This is a genomic window from Tolypothrix bouteillei VB521301, assembly GCF_000760695.4.
GTDB lineage: Bacteria > Cyanobacteriota > Cyanobacteriia > Cyanobacteriales > Nostocaceae > Scytonema > Scytonema bouteillei_A.
The window spans coordinates 6291702-6315966 of record NZ_JHEG04000001.1; the positions used below are offsets into that span (position 1 = coordinate 6291702).

The following is a 24265-nucleotide window of genomic DNA, read 5'->3' on the forward strand; positions in this document are numbered from 1 at the left end:
CCATCTTAACTATTTAAAATTCTCATAATTTCTGAGAGAAATCATGTCTTCAAAACAAGATAGAATCTGACGAATCTCTTCCTACAGTGCTGAGACAGTCGTTTCAATCTAGGGAAAAAAGCGGATTTCAAGCTGCTAGTCACACCCTCGAGTTACGAAGACAAACTCGGTGATGGAGATGACACTCACAACACTCAGGAAAAAACTCTCAACATCTCAAAACATGACCCGATTTCTTCATGACCAATTTGCCAAAGATTATCTCGAAAAATTACTCCAACCCTATGGCGAACTACAAGTTCCCAGACGGGTCAGCGCAGAGGTCAGAGAAATCGATATTTTCTTTGCTCCCACACCAACGACTACAGAACAATTGGAAACTTTAGGATTGTTAGGTAGAATCGCTGCTACACCAGCTATCCTAGAACCATTTCGCAATGCCGCATCCGCCGAAGAAATTTGTGATTGTTTGCTCAAACTGTTATAAATTAAGGGCGAATTGCGGCGAGAAGCCAAGCGCAACAACGTCTCTTTAGCAGACTCAGCTATTCCCAAACTTTGGATACTCACACCGACCGCTTCACGTCAATTACTTTCAGGATTTGGAGCAACTAGAGCCGATGATTGGGTGAGTGGAGTGTACTTCATCGCTGATAGTTTCAGAACCGCGATCGTGGCGATTCATCAACTACCACTTACCCCAGAAACACTATGGTTGAGAATGTTGGGCAGAGGAAAAGTACAAAGCCAAGCCATTGATGAATTAGAAGCATTACCCGTCAGCCATCCGTTTCGTCAAGCCACGTTAGAATTGTTGTACACACTCAGGCAAAATTTAGCAGCACAAACAATTTCAGAACCAGAAGATCGGGAGTTGATTATGAGATTAGCACCACTTTATCAGCAAGAGCGCGAACTTGCCAAACTTGAAGGACAAAGGCAAGTTGTAGAAAACTTGTTAAGAGTTCGTTTTGGTTCTGTTGATGCAGAACTGTTGGCAATTATTGAAGCAATATTGGCTTTGCCACCAGAAGAGTTTACGCCATTACTCGTGCAGTTATCGCGGCAAGATTTAATTGCTCGCTTTGGCAATAATTAGCGCTCGCCTGATAACTGACCACCACAAGTTCAGAACTAGAAGATCGGGAGTTGATTATGAGATTAGCACCACTTTATCAGCAAGAGCGCGAACTTGCCAAACTCGAAGGAAAACTTGAAGGAAAACTTGAAGGACGACTTGAAGGACAAAGGCAAGTTGTAGAAAACTTGTTAAGAGTTCGTTTTGGTTCTGTTGATGCACAATTGTCGGTAATTATTGAATCAATATTGGCTTTGCCACCAGAAGAGTTTACACCATTACTCGTGCAGTTATCGCGGCAAGACTTAATTGCTCGCTTTAGCAATAATTAGCACTCGGGCGATCGCTAACCACCACAAGAGCCATCAGTCATACCGATTGTGTCGTTGTATTCACAACCGGGTGCGAGTAGAAAGTGTCCAACCTGTTCCACTCCATGTCTCTACATACCCGGTTTTTTGAGCACTGTTTGAGCAGCAACTAAACTGTTAGCCGCTCTGCCAATATTTTGTTCTTTCTCTTCATGCTAGTGAGTCCAGCGCTACAGGCGGTGAGACCAGTGCTGATAGCGCAGCGTGGCACTTTCGTGCCATAGGCGGGAAAACCGCCTATGGCAACTGGCGTATAGCCCTGTGGGCATAGCTTCGCATCACGTAGTGTCTCCGCTCCTGAGATACAAGGGAGGGACGAGCGTTTGTGTAGCCGAGGCAGCGCGTTGCGGGGGTTCCCCCCGTTGAAGCGCCTGCCGTCCAGAATTCTATTCTTAGGGGAATTTTCAAAAACAGGATGCACCCTCTCCTAGTAGGAGAGAGGCGAGTTGGGGGTGAAATTTAAGCTTCGCGTGACGCTTCAATCAACAAGGTCTTCCCCTGTGTCGTCGGTACCTTCACCGCCATTTTCTTACTAAACACCAGTTCGTTATCCCCAGCATCAATCACTACCGTATCACCGGGAACAAACGTATTCTCCAACAGCTTAGTTGCTAATGGGTTTTCCACTTCCCGTTGAATTGCCCGTTTGATCGGTCTTGCTCCGTAAGTGGGATCGTATCCTACTTCCACCAAGCGATCGCAAGCTGCAGCAGATATTTCCAAGGAAATTTTCTGTTCGTTGAGGAGGCTTTCCACCCGTTTGAGTTGAATGCGTACAATTTGTCGCATTTCACTGCGGTTGAGTGTGTGGAACAAAATAGTTTCATCAACTCGGTTGAGAAACTCGGGACGGAAGTGAGAACGCAAAGCATCCATTACCCGATTCTGCATTCTTTCATAATTGGCGTCATCCCCAGATATATCCAGTATGTGTTCGCTACCGATATTACTGGTCATCACAATCACAGCATTGCGAAAATCAACTGTTCGTCCCTGAGAATCAGTAATTCTACCGTCTTCAAGCACTTGCAACAAAATATTAAACACATCGGGGTGAGCTTTTTCCACCTCATCCAGTAACACCACTGAGTAAGGACGGCGGCGAACTGCTTCGGAAAGCTGACCTCCTTCCTCATAACCCACATACCCTGGAGGCGCACCTACCAAACGAGACACGGAGTGTTTCTCCATATACTCTGACATATCCAAACGCACCATAGAGTCAGCCGAATCAAAGAGAAACTGTGCCAAAGCACGAGCCAATTCTGTTTTCCCCACACCCGTCGGTCCCATAAACAAAAACGAACCAATAGGACGACCGGGGTCTTTCATCCCCGCACGGGCGCGACGAATTGCTGCAGCAACAGCCGATACAGCTTTTTGTTGACCAACCACTCGTTCGTGCAGGTGATTTTCTAATTGCAACAACTTTTGCCGTTCCGATGCCAACAGGCGATTTACAGGAATACCCGTCCATTTAGCGACTATTTCGGCAATATCAGCTTCGGTAACCTGTTCTCGCAGTAATGTCGCTCCCGTACTTTGAATTTCTAGCAGTTGGGTTTCTTTAGCTTCGCGATCGCGCTGCACTCCTTCCAACTTCCCGTACTTCAACTGAGCGGCTTTATTCAAATCATACGCTCGTTCTGCTTGTTCAATTTGCACCCGCAGCTTTTCTTCTTCCTGCTTCAGGGCGCTAATTGCTTCCAGCAGTTGCTTTTCACCCTGCCATTGATTGTTTAAATTCTGCTGTTTCTCCGTTAAACTAGTAATTTCTTGCTCAATTCTTTCAAAACGCTCTTTGGTTTGAACCGTTGCTTTTTCTTCCCCAGCCAGAGATAACTTTTCCATTTCCAACTGCATCAACCGTCGGTCAATGATTTCTAATTCTGTTGGCTTAGAAGTAATCTCCATTTTTAACTGTGCTGCTGCTTCATCCACCAAGTCAATTGCTTTATCGGGTAAGAAGCGGTCGGAAATATATCTAGCTGACAGTGTTGCTGCAGCGACCAATGCTGAGTCAGAGATTTTTACGTTGTGATGAACTTCATAACGCTCTTTCAATCCCCGCAGAATGGAAATAGTATCCTCCACACTCGGTTGATCTACAAAAACTTGTTGAAAACGCCGTTCTAAAGCAGCATCTTTTTCAATAAATTTACGGTACTCATCCAAAGTTGTTGCTCCAATACAGCGCAGTTCACCCCGTGCGAGCATTGGTTTGAGCAAATTCCCTGCATCCATCGAGCCCTGTTGGTTGGAACCCGTACCGACAACCGTATGCAATTCGTCAATAAACAGAACAATTTGCCCGTTGGATTCTGTCACCTCTCGCAGCACCGATTTCAAACGGTCTTCAAATTCACCTCGATATTTTGCTCCAGCAATCAAACTGCCAATATCCAGAGCAATCAACTGACGGTTTTTCAAAGATTCAGGAACATCACCATTGACAATACGCAGCGCTAACGCTTCTGCGATCGCGGTCTTACCTACCCCAGGTTCACCAATCAATACTGGATTATTTTTGCTACGGCGAGACAATACCTGTATGACACGACGAATTTCGTCATCTCGTCCAATAACCGGGTCTAGCTTACCAGCTTTTGCCTGTTCGGTTAAGTCCCTACCAAACTTTTGTAAAGCTTCATAACGAGACTCCGGATTTTGGTCGGTCACCTTCTGACTACCACGCACGGATTTAATAGTCGCCTCTAGCTTAGCCGCATCTACATTAAAACTTTTTAGAACCCGCCGTCCAATGCGATCGTCCTCAGTAAAAGCCAACAGTAAGTGCTCAACCGAGATAAAACCATCCTTCATTTTTGTTCTAGCTTCCTCAGCCTTATCCAGCATATGGTCTAAGCTCCGACCCAGGTAAAGTTGGTCATTTTTCCCCACTTTTGCCTGACGCTGAGTAAAAGATTCAAGTTGTTGTTGCAAGCGCAAAGGGTCAATTTCACACCGACTAAAAATACGTGTTGCGAGTCCCGTCGGTTCTTCCAATAGAGCAAGCACTAGGTGTTCGACATCAAGCTGTTGTTGTTGATAGGCGCGGACAATATCTTGCGATTTGACAATTGCTTCCCAAGCTTTATCAGTAAATTTATTCGGATCTGTAGGCTGCATCTTTACGATTTTGGATTTTATATTTTATATTTTAGATTTTGGTTTTTAAACTAAGTATAGAGGCTAGGGGCTAGAGAATAGGGATTTTTCCCTATCCATCCGGTAACCGCTAAATTGAAAAAGGCAACTATGCTGAGGGCAGAAGAAAAAATACTGTTGTCATGCTTTGCAGTGAACTTTTTTCCTTGGAGATGCCTCAGTACTTTCTACTTTACTACTTGAAGTTGAGCCTCGCGCAGGTATTCTCAAGCTCTGCCTGGAAACGAGATTGGGTCGTGGGCATACAAGATATAAATTTTTGTGCTAACTCTAAACTAATATACAAGCACGAGGGGCATATTTTTGCTTATACCTATTGGTTAGTTAATGGTTAGTCGTTAGTAGTTAGTTGGGTAGGTAATGCCCAGAGTCCGAGGTTAGTGGCTACGTGTAATCCTCAGTGATAACTGTTGGATCTTGGGGAGCAATCTTCGCCCCTACAGTGTAAGGCACAAAACCTTGCGCCCCTGTCAACAATCAACCACTCACCCTAAAACACAATTACAGTTCTGAGAGTCCCTTGCCAAATTGTACTGTTGGAAGTGCTGTTATCAGCATTTGTGACTATTGACAGTATAGGAGTAATACTGAGATTATCGTTAAGCTCTAAATTGTAAAATGTTTCAAAGTTAACCTGATTTGCATTTCCCAATGCGTTAGTGACGAAAGGTTGACCAACAGCGATCCCCGCAGTCGTTCCAGGAATGAAGAGGTTGCGAAGACCCAATCCCACCGACCAACTGAAGGAGTGCAAATCCAAGTCCTGGTTGATAGCGGTATTAAATCCCTGATAATTCCCAAATCCCAACCGACTAAATACCCCTACATAACGGTTAAGGGCGTACTCTGCATTCACACCAAAGGCATTAATATCAGTATTATTAATTGCGGCATTAGTATATTGTACTCTTAATGCAAAGCGATCGCGGGCAGCGTATTCCAGTTCCACACTGGTTTGGTACCTATCCCCAAACAAACCCCCATCATTGCTGGAGTTGGGATTATTGGCGTCAGCAGCAACATAGAGAGAACGGAAAGTAAAAGGTCCGCTACCTGGATTCCATGAAAGAACAGCTCCTGCACCGCCGTTGCGATCGATTTGGTTTTGGACAATCAGGGGGTTATTCAGAAAAAAGCTAGAACTAAAATCAACAGCTTCGTTGTTGGCATAAGTATTACGGTCAATAAAATCCCGTGGCGAAATTTTTGCCCCAACAGTCACCGCTAAATCGGAAACCGGGCGAAAAGTGTAATACAAACGCCTGAGACTGAGACCCGAATCGGCTTCTATGTAATCAAGTCCGCCGCCATTGGCAATCAAACCGCTTGTTCCTAACAGGTTGACATTTTTCTCTTGCGCCTGTCCAATACTATCGAGACCGTTATTACCTGCTTCCAACTGAGTTAGAAGTAAATCATTACCGTTAAAACTTGTTAAGAAATTTAACCGTTCGCGAGCAATTATAGTAGTACTCGAGTTGCTACCATTAGTGAAGGCAAGAATCACCTGTCCTTTGAGTTTGGTCGTAGTAGAAAATTCATTCGCCTCAAGTTGAGTCGCCCGCTCTTCGGTAGACGCTATCCTTTGCTGCAATTGATCCAAGGCAGAGCGGTAATCTTTTTGCAGTCGCCTTAGAGTCACCAAATCCTCTTGAATGTACTGCTCGCCAATGGCATTGACAATTAAACCATCCACTTTATCTAAAGTAGTCGCTAGAGCAGCAGCAAATTCATAACGAGACACAGGGCGGTTACCGCGAAACTTACCATCAGAATACCCAGAGAGAATGCCGTAGCGTTCCATGAGCGATCGCAATGCTTGATAAGCCCAGTCAGTTGGTTGAACATCAGACAATTCTGTAACCGAAGTTGGTGGAGCAAACTCTTGAGCTACAGTGTCTGATGATGCTGAATTATCGGTAAAATCTTCAGATAATTCATCCTTTGCATCTGTTTCCCCATCCGTTGCCAAATCCATCGCCGTTGAGGTAATTGCCTCTTGGCGCTGTAGAGAAGGCAAAGAATTCGCCATGGAAGGAAAGCACAGTTGGCTAAAAATGATACAGCCAATCGAACTGCCCGCCAACAGTTTATGAGAACGAATTCTCTGCCACTTGCATTGCTTAACGCTCAACTCCATCATTTTTTTATTTAAAGTTGCTAGGCAGTTACTTGCTGTGCAGTTTCTTGTTTAGCAGCAGAGCCTTGAGTACCCAGTTGAATCAGTTCTACCTTATATCCATCTGGATCTTCCACAAATGCGATCGTCGTAGAACCATGTTTCATGGGACCCGGTTCCCGTACCACTCTAGCACCACGTTTTTTAATTTCCTCACAAGTTGCGTAGATATCATCAACTCCAAGAGCAATGTGACCGTATGCATTACCCAAATCGTACTTATCTACGCCCCAGTTGTAAGTCAGTTCCAGTACCGTATGGTCGCTTTCGTCACCATAGCCAACAAACGCCAGAGTAAACTCACCTCCAGGATAATCCTTTCGCCGCAGTAGTTTCATTCCCAGAATTTCACAGTAAAACTTTAAAGATTCTTCAAGATTACCCACCCGTAGCATTGTATGCAGGAGCCGCATAATTTTTCCCCTTTGATAGTTCCGCATTAATTGTAAGGGATTGGGCATTGGAGATTTTGGATTTTGGATTTTAGATCAAGAACCTACCTCCATCTCCCTTGTCCCCAGCTCCCTACCTTAGTCCCTACTCAACCCTCCGCGATAACCCGTAATCAGACGACTACCATCTTTAAAAATATGAACTTCTATCTGGTCGCTAGCCCAAGAAATTTGGTCTTGAAAAGCAGGGTTGAGAACGTGAATCCTCTGATTGCTAGAAGATACAGGAGAAACTGGTGAATTGATTGCGAGTGACTCAACATAAGGACCATCAATCAGAATATCCAACTGTTCTAATAAATCTTGAGCACCAGCAGGTGCGTAAGGCGATCGCAATTGCTCTATAGTAAAACCGGAAAAAGACATAACATTCAGCCCAGCTGCTTTCACTTTACGAGCAACAGAAGCCAGTGCGGGGGCTTGCCAAAAAGGTTCTCCCCCAGAAAATGTCACCCCTTGATTGCGAGGCTTGCTGAGAATTTTCTCAACTAAGCTATCAACCGATACCAATTGGTTAATTTCAAACGACCAAGATTCCAAATTAAAACAACCCGGACACTCCCGCAAACAACCCTGCACCCAAACAACAGCACGGCATCCGGGACCATTAACCTCTGATTCATCCACGTAGCCCATAATGTTGAGATATCCAGCGGGAATCTCAATCAAAGAAAGATAAGGATTTGTTTTGTGTTGGGTCATGTTCTTAATCTCTCTCGGGATATAGATTTATTTGCAACATATAGCCAAAATGTGAGGAACTTATGTGAGTGGTTGGTAGTTGGTGATTGGCGATCGGTTTTGCCACTAACAACTAACAACTCTTGGAAATCTTCGTTAATGTAGGCGCAGATCGCCCTTGAAACCTTTATGCTAATGGTCGGAGAGTCACTGGACTGTTAGCCGTTAGTCATTAACCCATGACCAATGACTAATGACTGCTCCCTTCCAGCCAGATGATTACCTATAGATGTTGGGTGGGCAATGCCCACCCGCATTGGATGTGCGGTACAACCCCACCCTACAAGAATTGGTAATTTTAGAGCACAAAGGGAGTCATCACAAATGACAAAGGATCGAGAACAAATGTTTGACACTGCCATTGATGCTATATTTGCTCGCGAAATTCTGGATTCTCGCGGCAGACCAACAGTTGAAGCACAAGTGTTTTTGGTAAACGGTGCTACGGGATTGGCGCAGGTTCCGAGTGGTGCGTCTACTGGCACTTTTGAAGCACACGAACTGCGGGATAACGACAAAAGCCGTTACGGGGGTAAAGGTGTACTCAAGGCGGTGCAAAATGTGAATGAAGTGCTAGCTCCCAAGCTAGTAGAAATGAATGTCCTTAACCAGGAACTTATTGACCGCACCATGCTTGACCTGGATGGTTCCCCTAATAAATCCCATCTCGGTGCTAATGCGATTCTAGCGGTTTCCCTGGCAGCAGCTAAAGCGGGAGCTGAATCTTCAGGAATGCCCCTCTACCGCTATTTAGGCGGTCCTTTAGCAAATCTGTTACCCGTACCCTTAATGAATGTCATTAATGGTGGTGCTCATGCATCTAACAACGTGGATTTTCAGGAGTTTATGATTGTTCCCGTTGGCGCACCTTCTTTCCGGGAAGCGCTGCGTTGGGGTGCAGAAGTATTTGCGACTCTCAGCAAAGTCTTAGATGAAAAAGGTTTGCTCACTGGTGTGGGTGATGAAGGTGGTTTTGCCCCCAACCTGGAGTCAAACCAAGTGGCATTGGAATTGCTTGTTGCAGCTATTGAGAAAGCTGGTTACAAACCAGGAGAACAAGTGGCGTTAGCACTGGATGTTGCTGCTAGTGAGTTTTACAAAAACGGGCAGTACGTCTATGATGGCAAACCTCATTCTGGTGCTGAGTTTATCGATTACCTCGGCAAACTCGTTGACCAATATCCGATTGTGTCAATTGAAGATGGCTTGCACGAGGAAGATTGGCAAAATTGGCAGTTACTGACTCAAAAGTTAGGTTCTCGCGTGCAGTTGGTGGGAGATGATTTGTTTGTAACAAACACCCAGCGCTTGCAAAAAGGTATTGAACTCAAAGCAGGTAATGCCATTTTGATTAAACTCAATCAAATTGGTTCGCTTACAGAAACTTTGGAAACAATTGACTTGGCAACCCGCAATGGTTTCCGGTCAGTGATCAGCCATCGTTCTGGAGAAACTGAAGATACAACCATTGCCGATTTAGCCGTTGCAACCCGTGCCGGTCAAATTAAAACTGGTTCTCTGTGTCGTAGCGAACGAGTGGCAAAATACAACCGCTTGCTGCGAATTGAAGATGAATTGAGCGATCGCGCCGTATACGCAGGTGCTGTGGGATTAGGTCCGAAATAAAAAATGGCTAATGGCTAATGGCTAATTGCTATCTGTACTATTAGCCATTAGCAATTAGCCATTAGCACTTTAAGGATAAAACCCCAACTTCGGTAATCCTAATGTTTCATCCCAGTCCATCATGATATTAAGACACTGGATTGCTTGCCCTGCTTGTCCTTTGATTAAATTATCAATGACTGATATAACGATCGCACGACCAGTACGGGGATCGACTTCTATACCGATATAACAAAGGTTGCTACCGTAAGCCCACTTCGTTTGAGGATAAATGCCCGGATCGCAAATTTTTACCCAAGGGGAGTTACGGTAGAAAGCTCGATAAATTGTAATTAAATCATCTCTCACCAAACCGGGGTCGCGGAGTGTGGAATACACTGTTGCTAAGATGCCGCGTACCATGGGAATTAAGTGTGGTGTAAATTGAATTGTTACCTCATGCCCTGCTAAATCGCTACAAATCTGCTCGATTTCTGGGGTGTGGTGGTGACGGGAAACACTGTATGCGGCTAAAGAATTGTCTGCCTCTGCCAGCAACATATTGATTTTTGCTTGACGACCGCTACCAGATGTGCCTGATTTGGCATCGATAATCGCAGTTTCAGGGACGATTAACCCTTGCTTGAGGAGTGGGGAAAGTGCGAGCAAACTGGCTGTGGGATAGCAACCGGGACAACCAACTAGTTGCGCTTCGGTCAAGCGATCGCGATAAAGCTCCGGTAAGCCGTATACAGCAAGAGCCGCTGTTGAGCGATCTTTTCGCTCCTTACTGTACCAAGCGGTGTAAGTTGCTAGATGGCTAAATCGATAATCTGCACTTAAATCGAGTACTTTACACCCTTTCTCTAAAAGTTGTGGTGCAATTTCGCAAGCTTGACCGTTTGGCAAACACAGAAATACTGCTTCACATCGCTGAGCAATAACTTCAGGATCGACAGCCTCGATTTTTTGGTTAACAGCGTGAGCCAATTGAGGATAAAGATCTGCAAATGGTTTGCCTATACTGCTCTCATTGCCTAAATAAACGAGTTCGACTTCTGGATGATCCATTAACAGCCGCACTAACTGCACTCCACCGTAGTCTGACGCGCCAACAACTCCAACCGGAACGCGCCCAAAATTGCCCATAGAGATTAAATCCTTATCTGCTCTTAGTGAATTTGCCACTCAACTATCAGCTATTACTCCTTTCTCGCTCTAAAGTTACCAAATTTTTGTTAGGTGAGCATTGCCCACCAACAGCGAATGGTTGGCAATGCCCACCCTACTACGCCTTTAGGTAATATAACTGGCGATAAGGAACTAGTCTGATAGCTAACTGCTAACGGTTTATCGCTACTCTGCGTGTTGCTGCTTTTGAAGCACCATTAAAAACCAATTTTAGGTCAGTCTTTGATATGTTAACTAATCTTACTGGCAGGACTTCCGAAGTAATCCAAAAGAGCTACAATCAAAAACAAGCATTTGTTAAAAAAATTTACGTTTGCTAGCTGGGGATCGCCTGTGTCGCAGCATATCACCTCTTCAACTCAAAGTTTTAAATTTGATTCGATTGATACCGCCCTGGCAGATTTAAAAGCAGGTCGCCCAATCGTCGTAGTAGATGACGAGAACAGAGAAAATGAGGGCGACTTGATTTGTGCTGCCCAATTTGCCACCCCGGACATCATTAATTTTATGGCAGTGGAAGCACGGGGTCTTATTTGTTTGGCAATGATGGGCGATCGCTTGGACGAACTCGACCTACCATTGATGGTAACTAATATTACAGATACCAACCAAACTGCCTTCACTGTCAGTATTGATGCGGGACCGGAGTTAGGAGTTTCCACTGGTATTTCAGCAGAAGACCGTGCTCGTACCATCCAGGTGGCTATCAACCCAGCCACAAAACCCCTAGATTTGCGCCGTCCCGGTCATATTTTTCCCATTCGTGCTAGAGAAGGAGGCGTACTCAAACGGGCAGGTCATACGGAAGCTGCCGTTGACTTATCCCGATTAGCTGGATTGTACCCTGCAGGAGTTATTTGCGAAATTCAAAACTCCGATGGTTCCATGGCACGGTTACCGCAATTGTTTGACTATGCCACCCAGCACAATCTCAAAATCATTAGCATCGCCGATTTAATCAGTTACCGCCTACAGCACGATCGCTTGATCAAACGGGAAACTGTTGCCGATTTACCAACCCAATTCGGTCATTTCAAAATTTATGCCTACCGACACACTTTAGACAATACAGAACACGTCGCTATTGTCAAGGGAAATCCTGCGGAATTTGATGACAATCCAGTCATGGTGCGGATGCACTCAGAATGTCTCACCGGAGATGCTTTGGGTTCCTTACGCTGTGACTGTCGGATGCAATTGCAAGCAGCCCTAAAAATGCTGGAAAACGCGGGTCAGGGCGTTGTCGTTTATTTGCGACAAGAAGGTCGGGGAATAGGGTTGGTTAACAAATTAAAAGCATACTCCCTACAGGACATGGGACTCGATACCGTAGAAGCAAATCAAAGGTTGGGATTCGCAGCCGATTTGCGAGACTACGGTATGGGAGCACAAATGCTGATGGATTTGGGCGTGCATAAAATTCGCCTGATTACAAACAATCCCCGAAAAATAGCAGGGTTAAAAGGCTATGGCTTAGAAGTCGTCGATCGCGTACCCCTATTAATTGAAGCAAACGACTACAATACCTACTACCTCACAACAAAAGCGAAAAAGCTGGGTCATATGCTGTTACAAACTTACCTAGTAACAGTAGCGATTCACTGGCAAGACGATCCAAAAGCAGTCACAGAACGTTACGAACGCTTAGAAAAATTGCGGCATCTGGCAAAAAATTACGACTTATTGTTACAAGAAGAAGCACGTCCCGTAGCCCTAGCACTGTTTGACGAACCATCCCTCATTGTACATTTAGGCTTCGATCAAGCCAACATTGCAACCTGCGATTGGTACAAGCAGAAAGGGCATCCTTACGCACAAGCAATTTCTCAGATTTTAGACAATTTGGTAAATTTGCCTTATGTCCAAAAGCTAGAATTTCTGATTTCTCCTGGCATTGACCCCATGAGTAATTTGCAAGTGCAATTGGATCGGCAAACATTTCCCATCGGGACAATGCCTTCATCTGTTTGTTGCGAACAGTTGGGAACTCAGAAGATTTACAGTTTTGGTAGGTAGATGAAACCCAACATTGTACCCAAAAGTACAGAAGATAGATCGTAGGTTCGGTTGAGGAACAAAACTTTTTCAAGACTTTGTTAGGTTTAGTGCCTCAACCCAACCCGCATCAAATTTGTTCTAAATATGGAAACAAAACTTTATCCTAAAAACCCGGTTGTTACTTAAGTTTTATCTTCAGTCTTCTTCCTAATTTACGACTTGGATAAGTTATAAATTTTAAACCGTGTGGGTTGGGTTGAGGAACAAAACCCAACCTACTAAATACAACGGTTGTAAAGAATTTTTTGTTAAATAGCAAACACTGTTATCAAGATTGAGCCAATAATTATTTGTGGTAAATCAATTTTTATGCTTTTTAATGGGTTGTGGTGCTTCCTGACCTTTAAGCAACGGCTCATTCGCTAACTCTGAATCTAAACCTACACCCTCTGCTGTTAACAATGTTTCCCAATCTGCTTTTAATTGTGCATCATCGGGATGGGAGAAAAGCAACTGAGCTAAAGTAGCAAGGCTATCTTGCCAAATTCCAGCTTGTGCATAAAGAGCTACACGCTCTTGCGTAGTTGCATTCTTTATCTTTGCCATCAATTGTGGTTCAGGTTGAATGCGCTTAATAGAACCTCTGACAACCTTATCAGAGGAACGTTCTGTTGGATTACAAATGACTGATAAGAACCAACGATATTCCTTGCCTACATCGAGAGAGGTTACCGTCAGGGGAAGCTCGACAAATCCAGCTTTACCACTTGGTTTGTAAGTTTGCTTGAAGAATCTTTTATTTTCATCCTGCACGAGTAGCTCTAATGTAGCATTGGAAGTTTGAGAAGGAATATAGAAAAAGAATACAGGGTTCGCTACTGTTGTCAAGCCTATGTTTGATTGGGGAACTATAGCAGTCAATTGCTTGTTTACTGATAAACAACTGTTATTCACTCGCGCTCCGGCTGCTACGCGTCTGCCAGGTACTCCTATATTAGAAGGTGCTTTGAACCTTATCCGAGCTTCTGCAGGTGCAAAAGGAATCAGGAATGACAACCCCAAGACAGCAGCAAAGGATTTTGTTAGAAGTCTGCGTTTTAGAAAGATATTCATAATAACACCCATACGCAAAAACCTGTTTCAATAGTGGTTGAAAGAAAACTTACCCTGTGTATTTTTTAACTATTTCACTGTGTATTATATAGGAAAGACCTCAGAATGCACTTGCAAAATTTGTAATTTTATACAACTTGAGCTTACACTACCATTAGCTTCTTTATCTATATATTACAGAATGCAACAAAAATTAACGATAATTTCCAGTAACTATGAGGAAATCTATACTTTATCGTGAATCACAACTAGATACTTAACATCAATTTCAATTTTTATTAGGAATATAAACTTTTTATACCTTTTCCCTTTGATAAATTTGTAGTGTTTTGCCAAAACAATGATTGGTCAAGTTTCAGAAAAAAAAATGCACTTGGTCAGGTGGCTACTGGCAGTCGGCTGGCTGACGTTAATCTTCTCTTTATTTTACGATCCAATTTCACCTTGGTTAACAGCTCCCAGTCATTCCATCAGCCCTTTTCGTCTCAATCGTTGGGAGTCTCTCGACTCAATCAGTTGCGTTAAGTTTCAGGGAGTGTGTCTCACGGAACAGACATATAGTCTGGGGTCTAGCATCTTTTGGGCAATGGTTATCCCCATCGCGATCGTAATTTTGCTAGTGTTCGGTCATGAATTTTGGCGGCGAATTTGTCCGTTGTATTTCTTCTCCCAAATCCCTCGGGCGCTGGGAATCCAACGCAAACGCAAAATCGTTAACCCAGAAACAAATAGCATTCGTTACGAATTGACAGGTGTAGAGAAAGAGTCTTGGCTGGGTCGCAATTACCTATTCCTGCAATTTGGTTTATTTTTCTTGGGCTTGAATATCCGCATTTTGGTTGTTAATCGCATGACATTGGGGTTGTTCTTGCTATTGACTATCGCCTCAGCTATTACTGTAGGTTTTCTTTTCAAGGGAAGAAGTTGGTGTCAGTATTTTTGCCCTATGGCACCCGTACAAATGTTTTACACGGGTCCACGGGGCTTGCTAGGGAGTGATGCTCACCTTAAGCCACCACAAAGTATCACCCAGTCTACCTGTAGAACGGTTGATAGTTCCGGTCAAGAAAAAAGTGCTTGTGTGAGTTGTCAATCTCCTTGTATTGACATTGACATGGAACGTTCTTACTGGGAGGGAATTACCAGACCCGACCAAAAGCTAGTCTTCTATGGTTATTTTGGTTTGATGGTAGGGTTTTATGTCTTCTACTTCTTATACTCCGGCAACTGGGACTACTATTATTCTGGGGTGTGGGCTCATGAAGCAGGGCAGTTACGCACACTCTTGGGTCCGGGATTTTACATCTTCGATCGCCCAATTGCCATCCCAAAGCTAATTGCAGCTCCGGTCACTCTCGCTGTTTTTTGCGCGGCTAGCTATTTTACCTGTGTATCTTTAGAAAAAGCCTATAGAGCTTATTTGAAACGGAAAAACAAATACCATGATGAGGAACGAGTACTGCACGTCTGTTTTGTCTTGTGTACCTTTGTTTCTTTTAACGTCTTCTTTATATTTGGCGGTAGCCCCAATTTAAACTTACTACCACATTGGACAGTCCTCTCATTCAACACTTTTATCGTGCTAGTTAGCAGCATATGGCTGGAGCGCAACTTAGCGCGTAGCAAAGAGCGTTATTCACGCGAAAGTCTAGCCAGTAGATTGCGGTGGCAGTTGGACAAGCTAGCAGTGGACTGGTCAAAGTTGCTTGAAGGACGTTCATGGCAAGACTTGATTCCAGAAGAAGTGTATGTTCTTGCAAAGCTAGTGCCTAGTTTTAACCGTGCAGATCGAGGGCGAGTTTATAAAGAAGTTTTGCGTGAAGCTTTAGAAGATGGAAACGTAAGTTCGACGGAAAGTTTGGCAGATTTTAAAGAGCTACGCAAGCAATTGAGTGTAACTGACGACGAGCACTATGCTGTCATAGCAGAACTTGGGGTAGAAAATCCAAGCTTACTTGCTCCTCAAAAGCCACTCAGTCGTGAAAACAAATTGCGGATTGAAAGCTATAGGCGTGCATTAGATTTGCTGATTCAGGATTTAGTGGCTGGGGGTACACCAATGCATGAGGCGATCGAGCGCCAGCAAAAGCGAATTCTGGCATTGAGACAAGAGTACGCTATTACGGCAGATGAACAAGAACAAGTCTTAGCTGAGATGTTTAATCAAGACGGTCTATTACTGCGGACAGCCGAAACCCTGTTGGCTGGGCTGCAAGAACTGGCTGTACGCGATCAAATACTGTCTAACTCAGTACCAAACCCGCAAGCGTCTATTTATGTTTTGCTGCGAAAAGCTCTGCAGGAGAGGAAAAAACTGATGACCACTCAGTTACTCGGCATTTTAGAATTGCTAGGAGACTCTCCTGAAGCTTTCAACATTGCTCGTTCAACAGGCATATTGGCAGCAAATGTCATAGCAGAAATACTGAAGTCTAACAACGAGGAGTTAAGCTGGCAAAAGCGTTTGAGCGCAAGGGTGATGAATTCCTTCAGTCAACAAGACCAGCTCAGTCAACTTCTCCCATTATCAACACAACTTGGCATTGCTGCCACCACTACTCAAAAACTACAAACAAAACCGTATTTTTTGGATGTTACCACTCCATTATTCCCCGAGCGGCACATATTTCGTCCAGAAGCAATTCATAATGTCTTGCTCGAACTCTTACAAGATTTAGATCCCCTGGTACAAGCAGCCAGTCTTTATGCCCTGCATCAGATTAATCCTGCTGTTGGTATCCAGCAAGTTCATCAAATACTTAATGCAAAGCACAATAAAGATTGGCTTCTACAGGAAACGGCTCAAAGCATTCTCACTCAAGCTCAGTCCCAGAATGAACCTGCTCGTGTACCGACTCTCATTGTTCAGGTTAGAGCAATGGGAAGCACAGAAAAGCGAATTTTCCAGCAGCCGACAATTCGAGTCGGACGGGGACACGAGAACGATATCGTTATTTTAGATAAACGTGTTTCCCGACAACACGCTATATTTTATCTAAGTGACAAAGGAGTTACGGTTAAAGATTTGGGAAGTGGCAATGGTTTACGGGTTGGAAAGGAGCATATTTACAATCAGCAAAAGCAACTGCAACAGGGAGATTTTGTTCGCTTTAGCAATGGAGATGAGTTAGTCGTCCTTGTACAATGGGAAATGCGACCTCTCCAAGAAGATCCCATCACTCAATCAAAAGGAACCCTAGAAAAACTGTTATGGCTTTATGACAGCAGTTTCTTCCAAGGACTGAAGGCAAATACTTTGATTGAACTAGCTAGGAATGCATACCTGCGGGTTTATCATCCGCAACAAGAAATCTGCAAAATAGGAGCACCTGCTGTTGAACTTATAGTCCTGATTGATGGCGAAGCAATGGTACTTCGAAACGATACTCACAGCAATCTCACTATCTTGCCAGGGCAAACTATTGGTGAACTAGAAGTGTTGACTCACAGCTATTACACGGCAACTGTAGTGACAGCACAAGTACAGTCTCGGGCTTTAGCTGTCAAGGCAAAAGATTTTGAGGCTGCGCTTTCAAATAATCCACTATTGGCAATGAATGTTTTAGCAATGGTAAGCGCTCGCCTCCAGGAAAGTTTAGGACAGGTAGCAGCTATGACTCAAATTTAAAATACACTCTCAAATGACAGGGGCATGATTAAAATCAAAGTAGTCGATCCAAAGAAGCCAGACCAGCCGCAATTCCTAGACTTGAAACCAGAAACCAAGCCCAATCAGGAGTGCTTTATTGGTCGCTTTTTGAACTGCGATTTATTTCTAGACAGTTCTGAAGTCAGCAGGATGCATGGTAAAGTTTTCAAAAAAAATGGAAACTATTATTTTGCTGACTTGGGTAGCAGGGGTGGTTCACGGATTAATGGCGAAAATACCCTAATCAATCAGAATTATCTTCTTCATGTTGGTGACATGATTCAAATTGGTAGGTTTATTCTGATGATTTCACAAATTGGGTCAGAGGAAGACAAAACGCTTATAGAATCACAAAAAAACCTACAAGAAATTGTTGTTACTCAGTCCAGCGATCGCGTAATACCAACAGTCCCCCCTGTCTCTCCTCTTGAATATATGCCAGTGGCAATGGTAGAACCGTCCCAGTGGGAACGTTGGGTGAAGGGAGAGTTAACAGTTCGCTGTATAGGTGTTATTGATGAAACACATGATGTGAAAACCTTTCGCTTTGTAGCAGATCCTCCAGTGTTGTTCGCTTACAAACCAGGTCAGTCTGTTGTTCTCGAACTGGAAATTAATAAAGAACACATTTGCCATTCCTACTCTATTTCATCAAGCCCCTCACGTCCCCATACCTTAGAAATCACTGTCAAACGTTTTCCCCGTGTCTGTGATTCTGAAACTGAGGAACCACAGGCACTGGTTTCTAACTGGTTACACGAAAATGTCACAGCCGGAAGTACAATTAAGCTGAATGGGCCATTGGACAATTTTACTTGCTTCACCAACCCTTCCCAAAAACTGTTGCTGATATCGGCGGGTAATGGCATCACGCCTATGATGTCTGTGTCCCGCTGGCTGTGTGATACTGGCGCTAATTGTGATATATTTCTTTTCTACTCCGTTTGCAGCCCTGGTGACATCATTTTTCGACAGGAACTAGAGATGATGTCAGCGCGGTATCCGAATTTTCATCTGGCAATTTCTACAACTCGCAAAGAACCCGGACAGAGTTGGTTTAGTCTAACAGGCAGGCTTGATGCAGCTATGCTACAAGTTGTTGTACCTGATTTTTGCGATCGCACTGTGTATGTTTCTGGACCCCACGGCTTTATAGAATGCGTCAAACAGATACTACAAAGCCTTAACTTCCCCATGCAAAACTACTATGAAGAAAGCTTTGAAACCCCATGGAAAAAGTGTTCTGTATTGCCCAAACAACAACCTATTGATAGCAGCCCAAACTTGACTGTCACCGCTCCTGTTGGGCAAAGTGTGAAACAGATGTTTGTGACTTTCCCCGCAGAAACTGTTTGGGAGTCAAATGGGAGTAACGATGCTGGTACGAGTACACCAACTGTCATACAGACTTCCACCTTACCACAGTCAATCGGCTCCAGCCAAAATGCTGTCGTTTTTTTGAGGTCGGGGAAAGAAGTCAACAGCGATGGCGAACAACCGATTCTCAATCTGGCTGAACGGGAAGGGGTAAAAATTGTCAGTAGTTGCCGTTCGGGAATTTGCGGTCAATGCAAGAAGCGGAAGTTACAAGGAGAAGTTTGGATTGAAGGTGACTCAGAAGGTTTGCAAGAGAGCGAGCGTCAGGATGGCTACATTCTAACTTGCATCTCTTATCCTATTGGGCTAGTTTTTATGGATGCATAAACTGAATATACCATACTTATTAGATATATATATATTAATTAGTCAGGGTTTTATGCTTAACAGGTTGCAAAATATACTAACAAATCCTGTAGTTGTTGCTAGTGTCATTGCAGGTATATTGGTGGTTGGTTTTCAACGGTTGGGAGTGCTAGAGCCAATAGAACTGAAGGCTTTCGACCACATGGTCCAAAGGCGTAGTGCGCTCAATCCAGATCCCCGCCTCTTGATTGTGGCATTTACCGAAAATGACATTCAAAAATTAAAACAGTCTTCACCCAATGGTAATGTTTTAGACACAGTCTTGAGCAAACTAGAGCGCTATCAAGCAAAAGTTATTGGTTTAGATTTCTTTCGTGACGTACCAGTGGAACCCGGTCATCAAAAGCTCCTGACACGCCTAAAACAGAGTTCGCGTATTGTTACGATCTGCAAACTTGGTAGTGTTCGGGAGCCGGCAGTACCACCTCCATCAGGTATAGAATCGGAAGCCGCAGGATTTGCGGATATCATAGAAGACAGAGATGGGGCTATTCGGCGAAATTTATTAGTGGTCACCCCTGACCCCAAGTCAACTTGTGCAACCCCAGCTTCCTTAGGATTGGTAGTGGCACTCCAATATCTAAACATTGAACCGCAATTTACGCCAAAAGGAATGGAACTGGGGAAGACCGTTTTTCAACCTATACAAGCTGATTCGGGTGGTTATCAAAATATTGATGCTCAAGGTTTTCAAATACTGCTGAACTACCGTTCTGAAAGTAACGTTGCTCAACAAGTCAGTTTTACAGATATACTGAGCGATCGCTTCAACCCCAGTTGGGTGAAAAACCGTATTGTCTTGATTGGCTCAACAGCACTCAGTTCCCAGGATGTTCGCGACACACCCTATAGCGACGGAAAGCAGGACAATTCTGGCAAAATGCCTGGAATTGTGATTCACGCTAACAAGGTCAGTCAGATTCTGGATGCCGTTTCCAACAAACGACCTTTGTTTTGGTTTTGGTCCGAGTCGGAAGAAATTCTGTGGACATGGATCTGGACTTTGGTAGGTGGAGTTTTGGCGTGGCGCATTCAGCATCCACTTCGTTTGGGGCTTTTAACCTGCACTGCCTTAGGAATACTGCTTCTAAGCTGTTTTGTTATCTTTATCCATGCTGGATGGGTACCGCTAGCACCTCCAGCTTTAGGGTTTCTTATAGCAGAAGCGGGTATTGTCACCTACACAGCATTCCATAACAAGCAGCATAAAGAAAAAATAGCACTTCAGATTCAAGAGCAAAAAGAAACCATCTCGCTATTACAAGCGCTTTTAAGAGAAAGTGGAAGTCGTACAACACAAGCACCTACGGTAATTTACTATGAATCCCTACAAAATAAACTACTCAACAACCGCTACAAAATCGCTCAAGTGCTTGGTGCTGGAGGATTTGGATATACCTATCTGGCTGAAGATACTCATCGACCTGGAAATCCTACGTGTGTAGTTAAGCACTTGAAACCTGCTCGAAACGATGATGTCTTTTTAGAGATTTCCAGGCGTCTATTTAAAACTGAAGCAGAAATTTTAGAGGTTTTAGGCAAGCACGATCGCATTCCGCAATTGATGGCTTATTTTGAAGAAAACCAGCAATTTTACTTAGTGCAAGAGTATATTGAAGGGCATTCTCTACAAGAAGAACTGACCTCAGGTAAATGCTTTGATAGTGCTCAAGCGATCAATTTTCTCAAAGAGACTTTGCAGGTCCTGATATTTGTTCACGCTCACGGTGTCATTCATCGAGATATAAAACCCAGCAACTTGATGCGACGCCGAAAAGATGAGCGAATCATTTTAATTGACTTTGGCGCTGTTAAACAAATTCAACCGCAGGAGCCACAGGAGAACTTTACAGTAGCTGTAGGGACTGTGGGTTATGCACCTCCAGAACAGTTCATGGGACAGCCAAGGCTAAACAGCGATATTTATGCTTTGGGAATGATTGCTATCCAAGCCTTAACTGGGACACCAGCCAAACACCTCGAAAGAGACTCAACAACAGCATTGGTTTGGCGACATCTTGCACAAACCACAGAAGAATTGGCTGCAATCTTAGACAAAATGGTGTCCTTTGATTTCCACAAGCGACAACAGTCTGCTGAGGAAGTTTTATACAGCCTGCAAAAGTTGTGAGCATCTTCAGCCAGTCATATCAAGTTCAAGTCCAACATAAATTCTTAGCTTACGTTGGATTGAGGAACGAAACCCAACCTACAGAACTCCTTCTAGAGCCAATTACCTACTAAAATAAAAGGTGCCCAATAGTAGGGATGCTCGTATAAAGGATTCTTTAACAGCTTCAGTTGAGCACCCTTAAAGGCTTCTGCTTTAGAGATATTCGGTTGGTTTAGCTGCTTGTAAAACTCACCCATAATGAGAGCAGTCGCGTCATCTTCTACAACCCAAAGCGATGCCAATGTACTGCGTGCTCCAGCTTGGACAGCGACTCCAGCAATTCCTAACGCCGCTCGTTTGTCTCCCGCAGCTGTTGAGCAAGCACTTAGGACAAGTAGCTCGATGGCACCCCGTTGGGTGGTTTCTCTGGTTTTGAGTAAGTTACTCAACTCGTTGACATTGACGTCACCATCATAAGTCAAAAAGAAGGTATCTTCTGCCCTAGAACTAAACTGACCGTGAGTTGCTAGATGAACCACAGGTGCATTCAAGGACTTAACAGCGTTTTCAATAGCATCGGTGGTAAATTCCTGATTCAGCAGCACTTGACTTTGGCGAACTGTTGACTTGATTTCGTCTAGTTCCTGTTTTACAGCAGGTAATGGCGGAAAGTCCCCACGAGCTTCAGACAGTCCACCAGCAATAGTTCGTAGTTGGGTGCGTGCTAAAGGTTGGGGGTTTAATAATTGTAAACCCGGTGTGATAGCAACGTTATATTTCTCAATAAGATACTTTTGTTTGTCGTGCAGCACCGCCATTGGGATACTTCGCAGTACCCCATCTAAGACAAAGACTAAGTTTTTGACTTGGCGTTTTTCCAATTCTGGAGCGATCGGTTGAATTATCCATTCATACACTTGTTGGGATAAAGGAAAAAACTCTTCAGTCGTGCGGGTTTCTAATTTTTGCCGCAGTTGATCGAGCGTGTCTTCAATTTGTGCTTGGCGTAGAGGAACTGTGTGACGGCGTAGAATTTGCGGAGATTTTTGGTTGGTTGAGGTGGAAGGAAGAGAAAGGATGACTTCTAAGCGATCGCTCAAAATCACAGGATAAATCACTGCGGCTGTCCGATCGATTTGGTCAATCTGAACGGGTTGTGCATCTACACAGGCTCTGCGGAAAAAGTTATCTAGTTCTGCTAGTTGTAGTGACTCTATCACATTTCTGGCTGTGCCAAGAGTATCTTGACTGGGGTTGTTGTTTTGTGACTGCAATAACAAACTCACCAGTTCGCGATAGACTGGCTCGACTTGCTCTTGAAATGAAAATTGCACATCGCGATTAATGGCAACTAAATCGCTGCGTAAAGACTTGAGGTTAGCAACAGATTTGGTATATGCTGCGATCGCTCCTGTCTCATCTTTTCTAGCTTTCAGTATACGTCCCAACTGCCATTGCCAACGATAGCTAATATCCGATGCTGAAATACTTTCAGCTAGCATCAGCGCTTGCTGGGTCAGCGTTTGTGCATCCGACCACTGCTGAGTCTGCTCGTACAGCCCCCCCAATGTACCTAAGGCATAAGCTTCAGCACGGCTGTCTTTCAAACTCTTGGCTTGCTCAACTGCCGTTACCAATATCTGAGCGATCCCAGACCATTCCGGAGTTTCGTTGGTTGTTGTCGCTTGTGCCTTTGTTTGCTGTTGGGGACAAATCAAATTGAGGGTCGTTTTTTTTGCCTCAGTTCCTTGTTTGAGACAAGCCAGACTTTGGGCAAGATTAATCCTAGCGTATACCGTCTTGCGACTGGGTGGCAATGTATCAAGCTGAGATTGAATTTGAGGTAAAATTTGCTGCCAAGTCTGGTCAGAAAACTTTTGCTCTCCATCTTCTGGCTGTTTTGCCTCTTCCACAGATAAACGCAGTTGATTCATTTGCGCCATCAGCCGAGTCATGGGTGAGACAGAAGATGCAGCAGCTTGTTTGTAATACTGCATTGCTTCACCCGTTTTTTGCAGCGCTTGGGCTGTGTTCCCCAAACTCAAGTAAATTTCAGCCACCAGTTCTGGAGAGTTTAGTTGAGAAGCCACTGCCAAACTTTGCTGTAGCGCCTGCAGGGAACCAAGGTTCTCTATGGATTTGGTTTTTGGGTTTTTCTGGTCTAAAATTCCTACCACTCGAAGAGCATTACCCAAGCTTAACAGTCCATTTGCCTTCAGCAGAGAGTTAGGTTGCTGTTGCAACAATTGATTCACCTCTGTTAAGGTTATGAGAGCGCGACGGTAAAGCCCTAACGCTTGTAGTGCCTGAGATTGGTTAATCTTGCTACCTAATTCTCCTTCCTTATCACGTATTTTTCCGTACAAACCACTCGCTTTCTCCCAACTGGTAAGAGCTTCTTCAGTTTTCCCTTGGGCTATTTGTATTTGACCTTGAGTGTTAAGTGCCTGAGCGCGAATTGACAGGTACTCTTTAGAATTTATCGGATTTTTTTGTAACAAATCCAAGCTATCTGCGATCGTTTTGCTTGCTTGGGGTAACTGTCCGAGCTGTTGATATGCCAATGCTACATAGTTTAGAGCTAAGGCTTGATTCAAAACATCTCCTTGAGATTGGAATTGAAGGGCAGCTTTTTGTAAAACCTGCACGACTTGGGAGAACCGTTCTTGTTGGTAGAGTTTCAAACCTTGCTGCAATTGTTCTGCATTCGGTGACTGAACAACCTGGGTCAGTTGACTTTGTTTAGTCTGTGGGTAATTTGCTGCATCCGCCACTAAAGCGAGTGGGCTGACGGCGGCGGTAATTTGGGCGACAGCGAAAAGAATAAGTTTGGACATAATTGGGGAGTGAGGGAGGGAGTGAGG

13 protein-coding genes and 1 pseudogene are annotated in these 24265 nt (G+C 44.1%); 7 read left to right on the forward strand and 7 right to left on the reverse strand.

Going from position 1 to position 24265, the window contains the following annotated elements:
* Positions 1 to 223: 223 nt before the first annotated feature.
* A pseudogene (locus tag HC643_RS25460) lies at positions 224 to 1099 on the forward strand (hypothetical protein).
* Between the two features lie 56 nt (positions 1100 to 1155).
* Entirely contained in the window at positions 1156 to 1410 is a 255-nt protein-coding gene (locus HC643_RS25465; protein ID WP_050046879.1) for an RpnC/YadD family protein, read from the forward strand.
* Positions 1411 to 1908: 498 nt separating this feature from the next.
* Here HC643_RS25465 and clpB read toward each other — a convergent pair whose 3' ends face one another.
* The 4 genes from clpB to HC643_RS25485 form a co-directional block, all read right to left on the reverse strand.
* Positions 1909 to 4578, reverse strand: coding sequence for an ATP-dependent chaperone ClpB (clpB, locus tag HC643_RS25470; RefSeq protein ID WP_038092259.1), 2670 nt, complete (start codon positions 4576 to 4578; stop codon positions 1909 to 1911).
* Between the two features lie 529 nt (positions 4579 to 5107).
* Positions 5108 to 6757, reverse strand: coding sequence for an iron uptake porin (locus HC643_RS25475; RefSeq protein ID WP_050046878.1), 1650 nt, complete (start codon positions 6755 to 6757; stop codon positions 5108 to 5110).
* Positions 6758 to 6777: 20 nt separating this feature from the next.
* Complete coding sequence (gene gloA, locus HC643_RS25480) at positions 6778 to 7209, reverse strand: lactoylglutathione lyase (RefSeq protein ID WP_038092291.1); 432 nt, start codon at positions 7207 to 7209, stop codon at positions 6778 to 6780.
* 117 nt (positions 7210 to 7326) lie between these two features.
* Positions 7327 to 7950, reverse strand: a complete 624-nt coding sequence (locus tag HC643_RS25485; protein WP_038092253.1) for a 4Fe-4S single cluster domain-containing protein — start codon at positions 7948 to 7950, stop codon at positions 7327 to 7329.
* 384 nt (positions 7951 to 8334) lie between these two features.
* On the opposite strand from HC643_RS25485, the gene eno reads away from it, so the two are divergent.
* On the forward strand, positions 8335 to 9615 hold the full coding sequence (gene eno / locus HC643_RS25490) for a phosphopyruvate hydratase (RefSeq protein WP_137986673.1): 1281 nt from the start codon (positions 8335 to 8337) through the stop codon (positions 9613 to 9615).
* 69 nt (positions 9616 to 9684) lie between these two features.
* Here the strand turns inward: eno and argC are convergent, their stop codons facing one another.
* Positions 9685 to 10743 (reverse strand): N-acetyl-gamma-glutamyl-phosphate reductase, encoded by a 1059-nt coding sequence (gene argC / locus HC643_RS25495; RefSeq protein WP_038092247.1) that lies wholly within the window; start codon positions 10741 to 10743, stop codon positions 9685 to 9687.
* A gap of 375 nt (positions 10744 to 11118) precedes the next feature.
* Here argC and ribBA point away from each other — a divergent pair, with 375 nt between their 5' ends.
* Positions 11119 to 12801, forward strand: a complete 1683-nt coding sequence (gene ribBA / locus HC643_RS25500; RefSeq protein ID WP_038092288.1) for a bifunctional 3,4-dihydroxy-2-butanone-4-phosphate synthase/GTP cyclohydrolase II — start codon at positions 11119 to 11121, stop codon at positions 12799 to 12801.
* A 342-nt stretch (positions 12802 to 13143) separates the two neighbouring features.
* Here ribBA and HC643_RS25505 read toward each other — a convergent pair whose 3' ends face one another.
* Positions 13144 to 13896 carry a DUF928 domain-containing protein gene (locus HC643_RS25505; protein ID WP_082051937.1) on the reverse strand — a complete coding sequence of 251 codons (753 nt, stop codon included), beginning with the start codon at positions 13894 to 13896 and terminating at the stop codon, positions 13144 to 13146.
* Between the two features lie 340 nt (positions 13897 to 14236).
* On the opposite strand from HC643_RS25505, the gene HC643_RS25510 reads away from it, so the two are divergent.
* The 3 genes from HC643_RS25510 to HC643_RS25520 are packed head-to-tail and all read left to right on the forward strand — an operon-like array spanning position 14237 to position 21419.
* Positions 14237 to 17524, forward strand: a complete 3288-nt coding sequence (locus HC643_RS25510) for an FHA domain-containing protein (RefSeq protein ID WP_050046876.1) — start codon at positions 14237 to 14239, stop codon at positions 17522 to 17524.
* Between the two features lie 24 nt (positions 17525 to 17548).
* A complete protein-coding gene (locus HC643_RS25515; protein WP_038092244.1) occupies positions 17549 to 19249 on the forward strand; it encodes an FHA domain-containing protein in 1701 nt (566 codons plus the stop codon).
* 52 nt (positions 19250 to 19301) lie between these two features.
* Entirely contained in the window at positions 19302 to 21419 is a 2118-nt protein-coding gene (locus HC643_RS25520) for a CHASE2 domain-containing serine/threonine-protein kinase (RefSeq protein WP_038092241.1), read from the forward strand.
* Between the two features lie 92 nt (positions 21420 to 21511).
* Here the strand turns inward: HC643_RS25520 and HC643_RS25525 are convergent, their stop codons facing one another.
* The gene (locus tag HC643_RS25525; RefSeq protein ID WP_038092238.1) at positions 21512 to 24238 is read right to left on the reverse strand and encodes a CHAT domain-containing protein; all 2727 of its coding nucleotides are present in this window, start codon (positions 24236 to 24238) and stop codon (positions 21512 to 21514) included.
* Positions 24239 to 24265 lie beyond the last annotated feature (27 nt).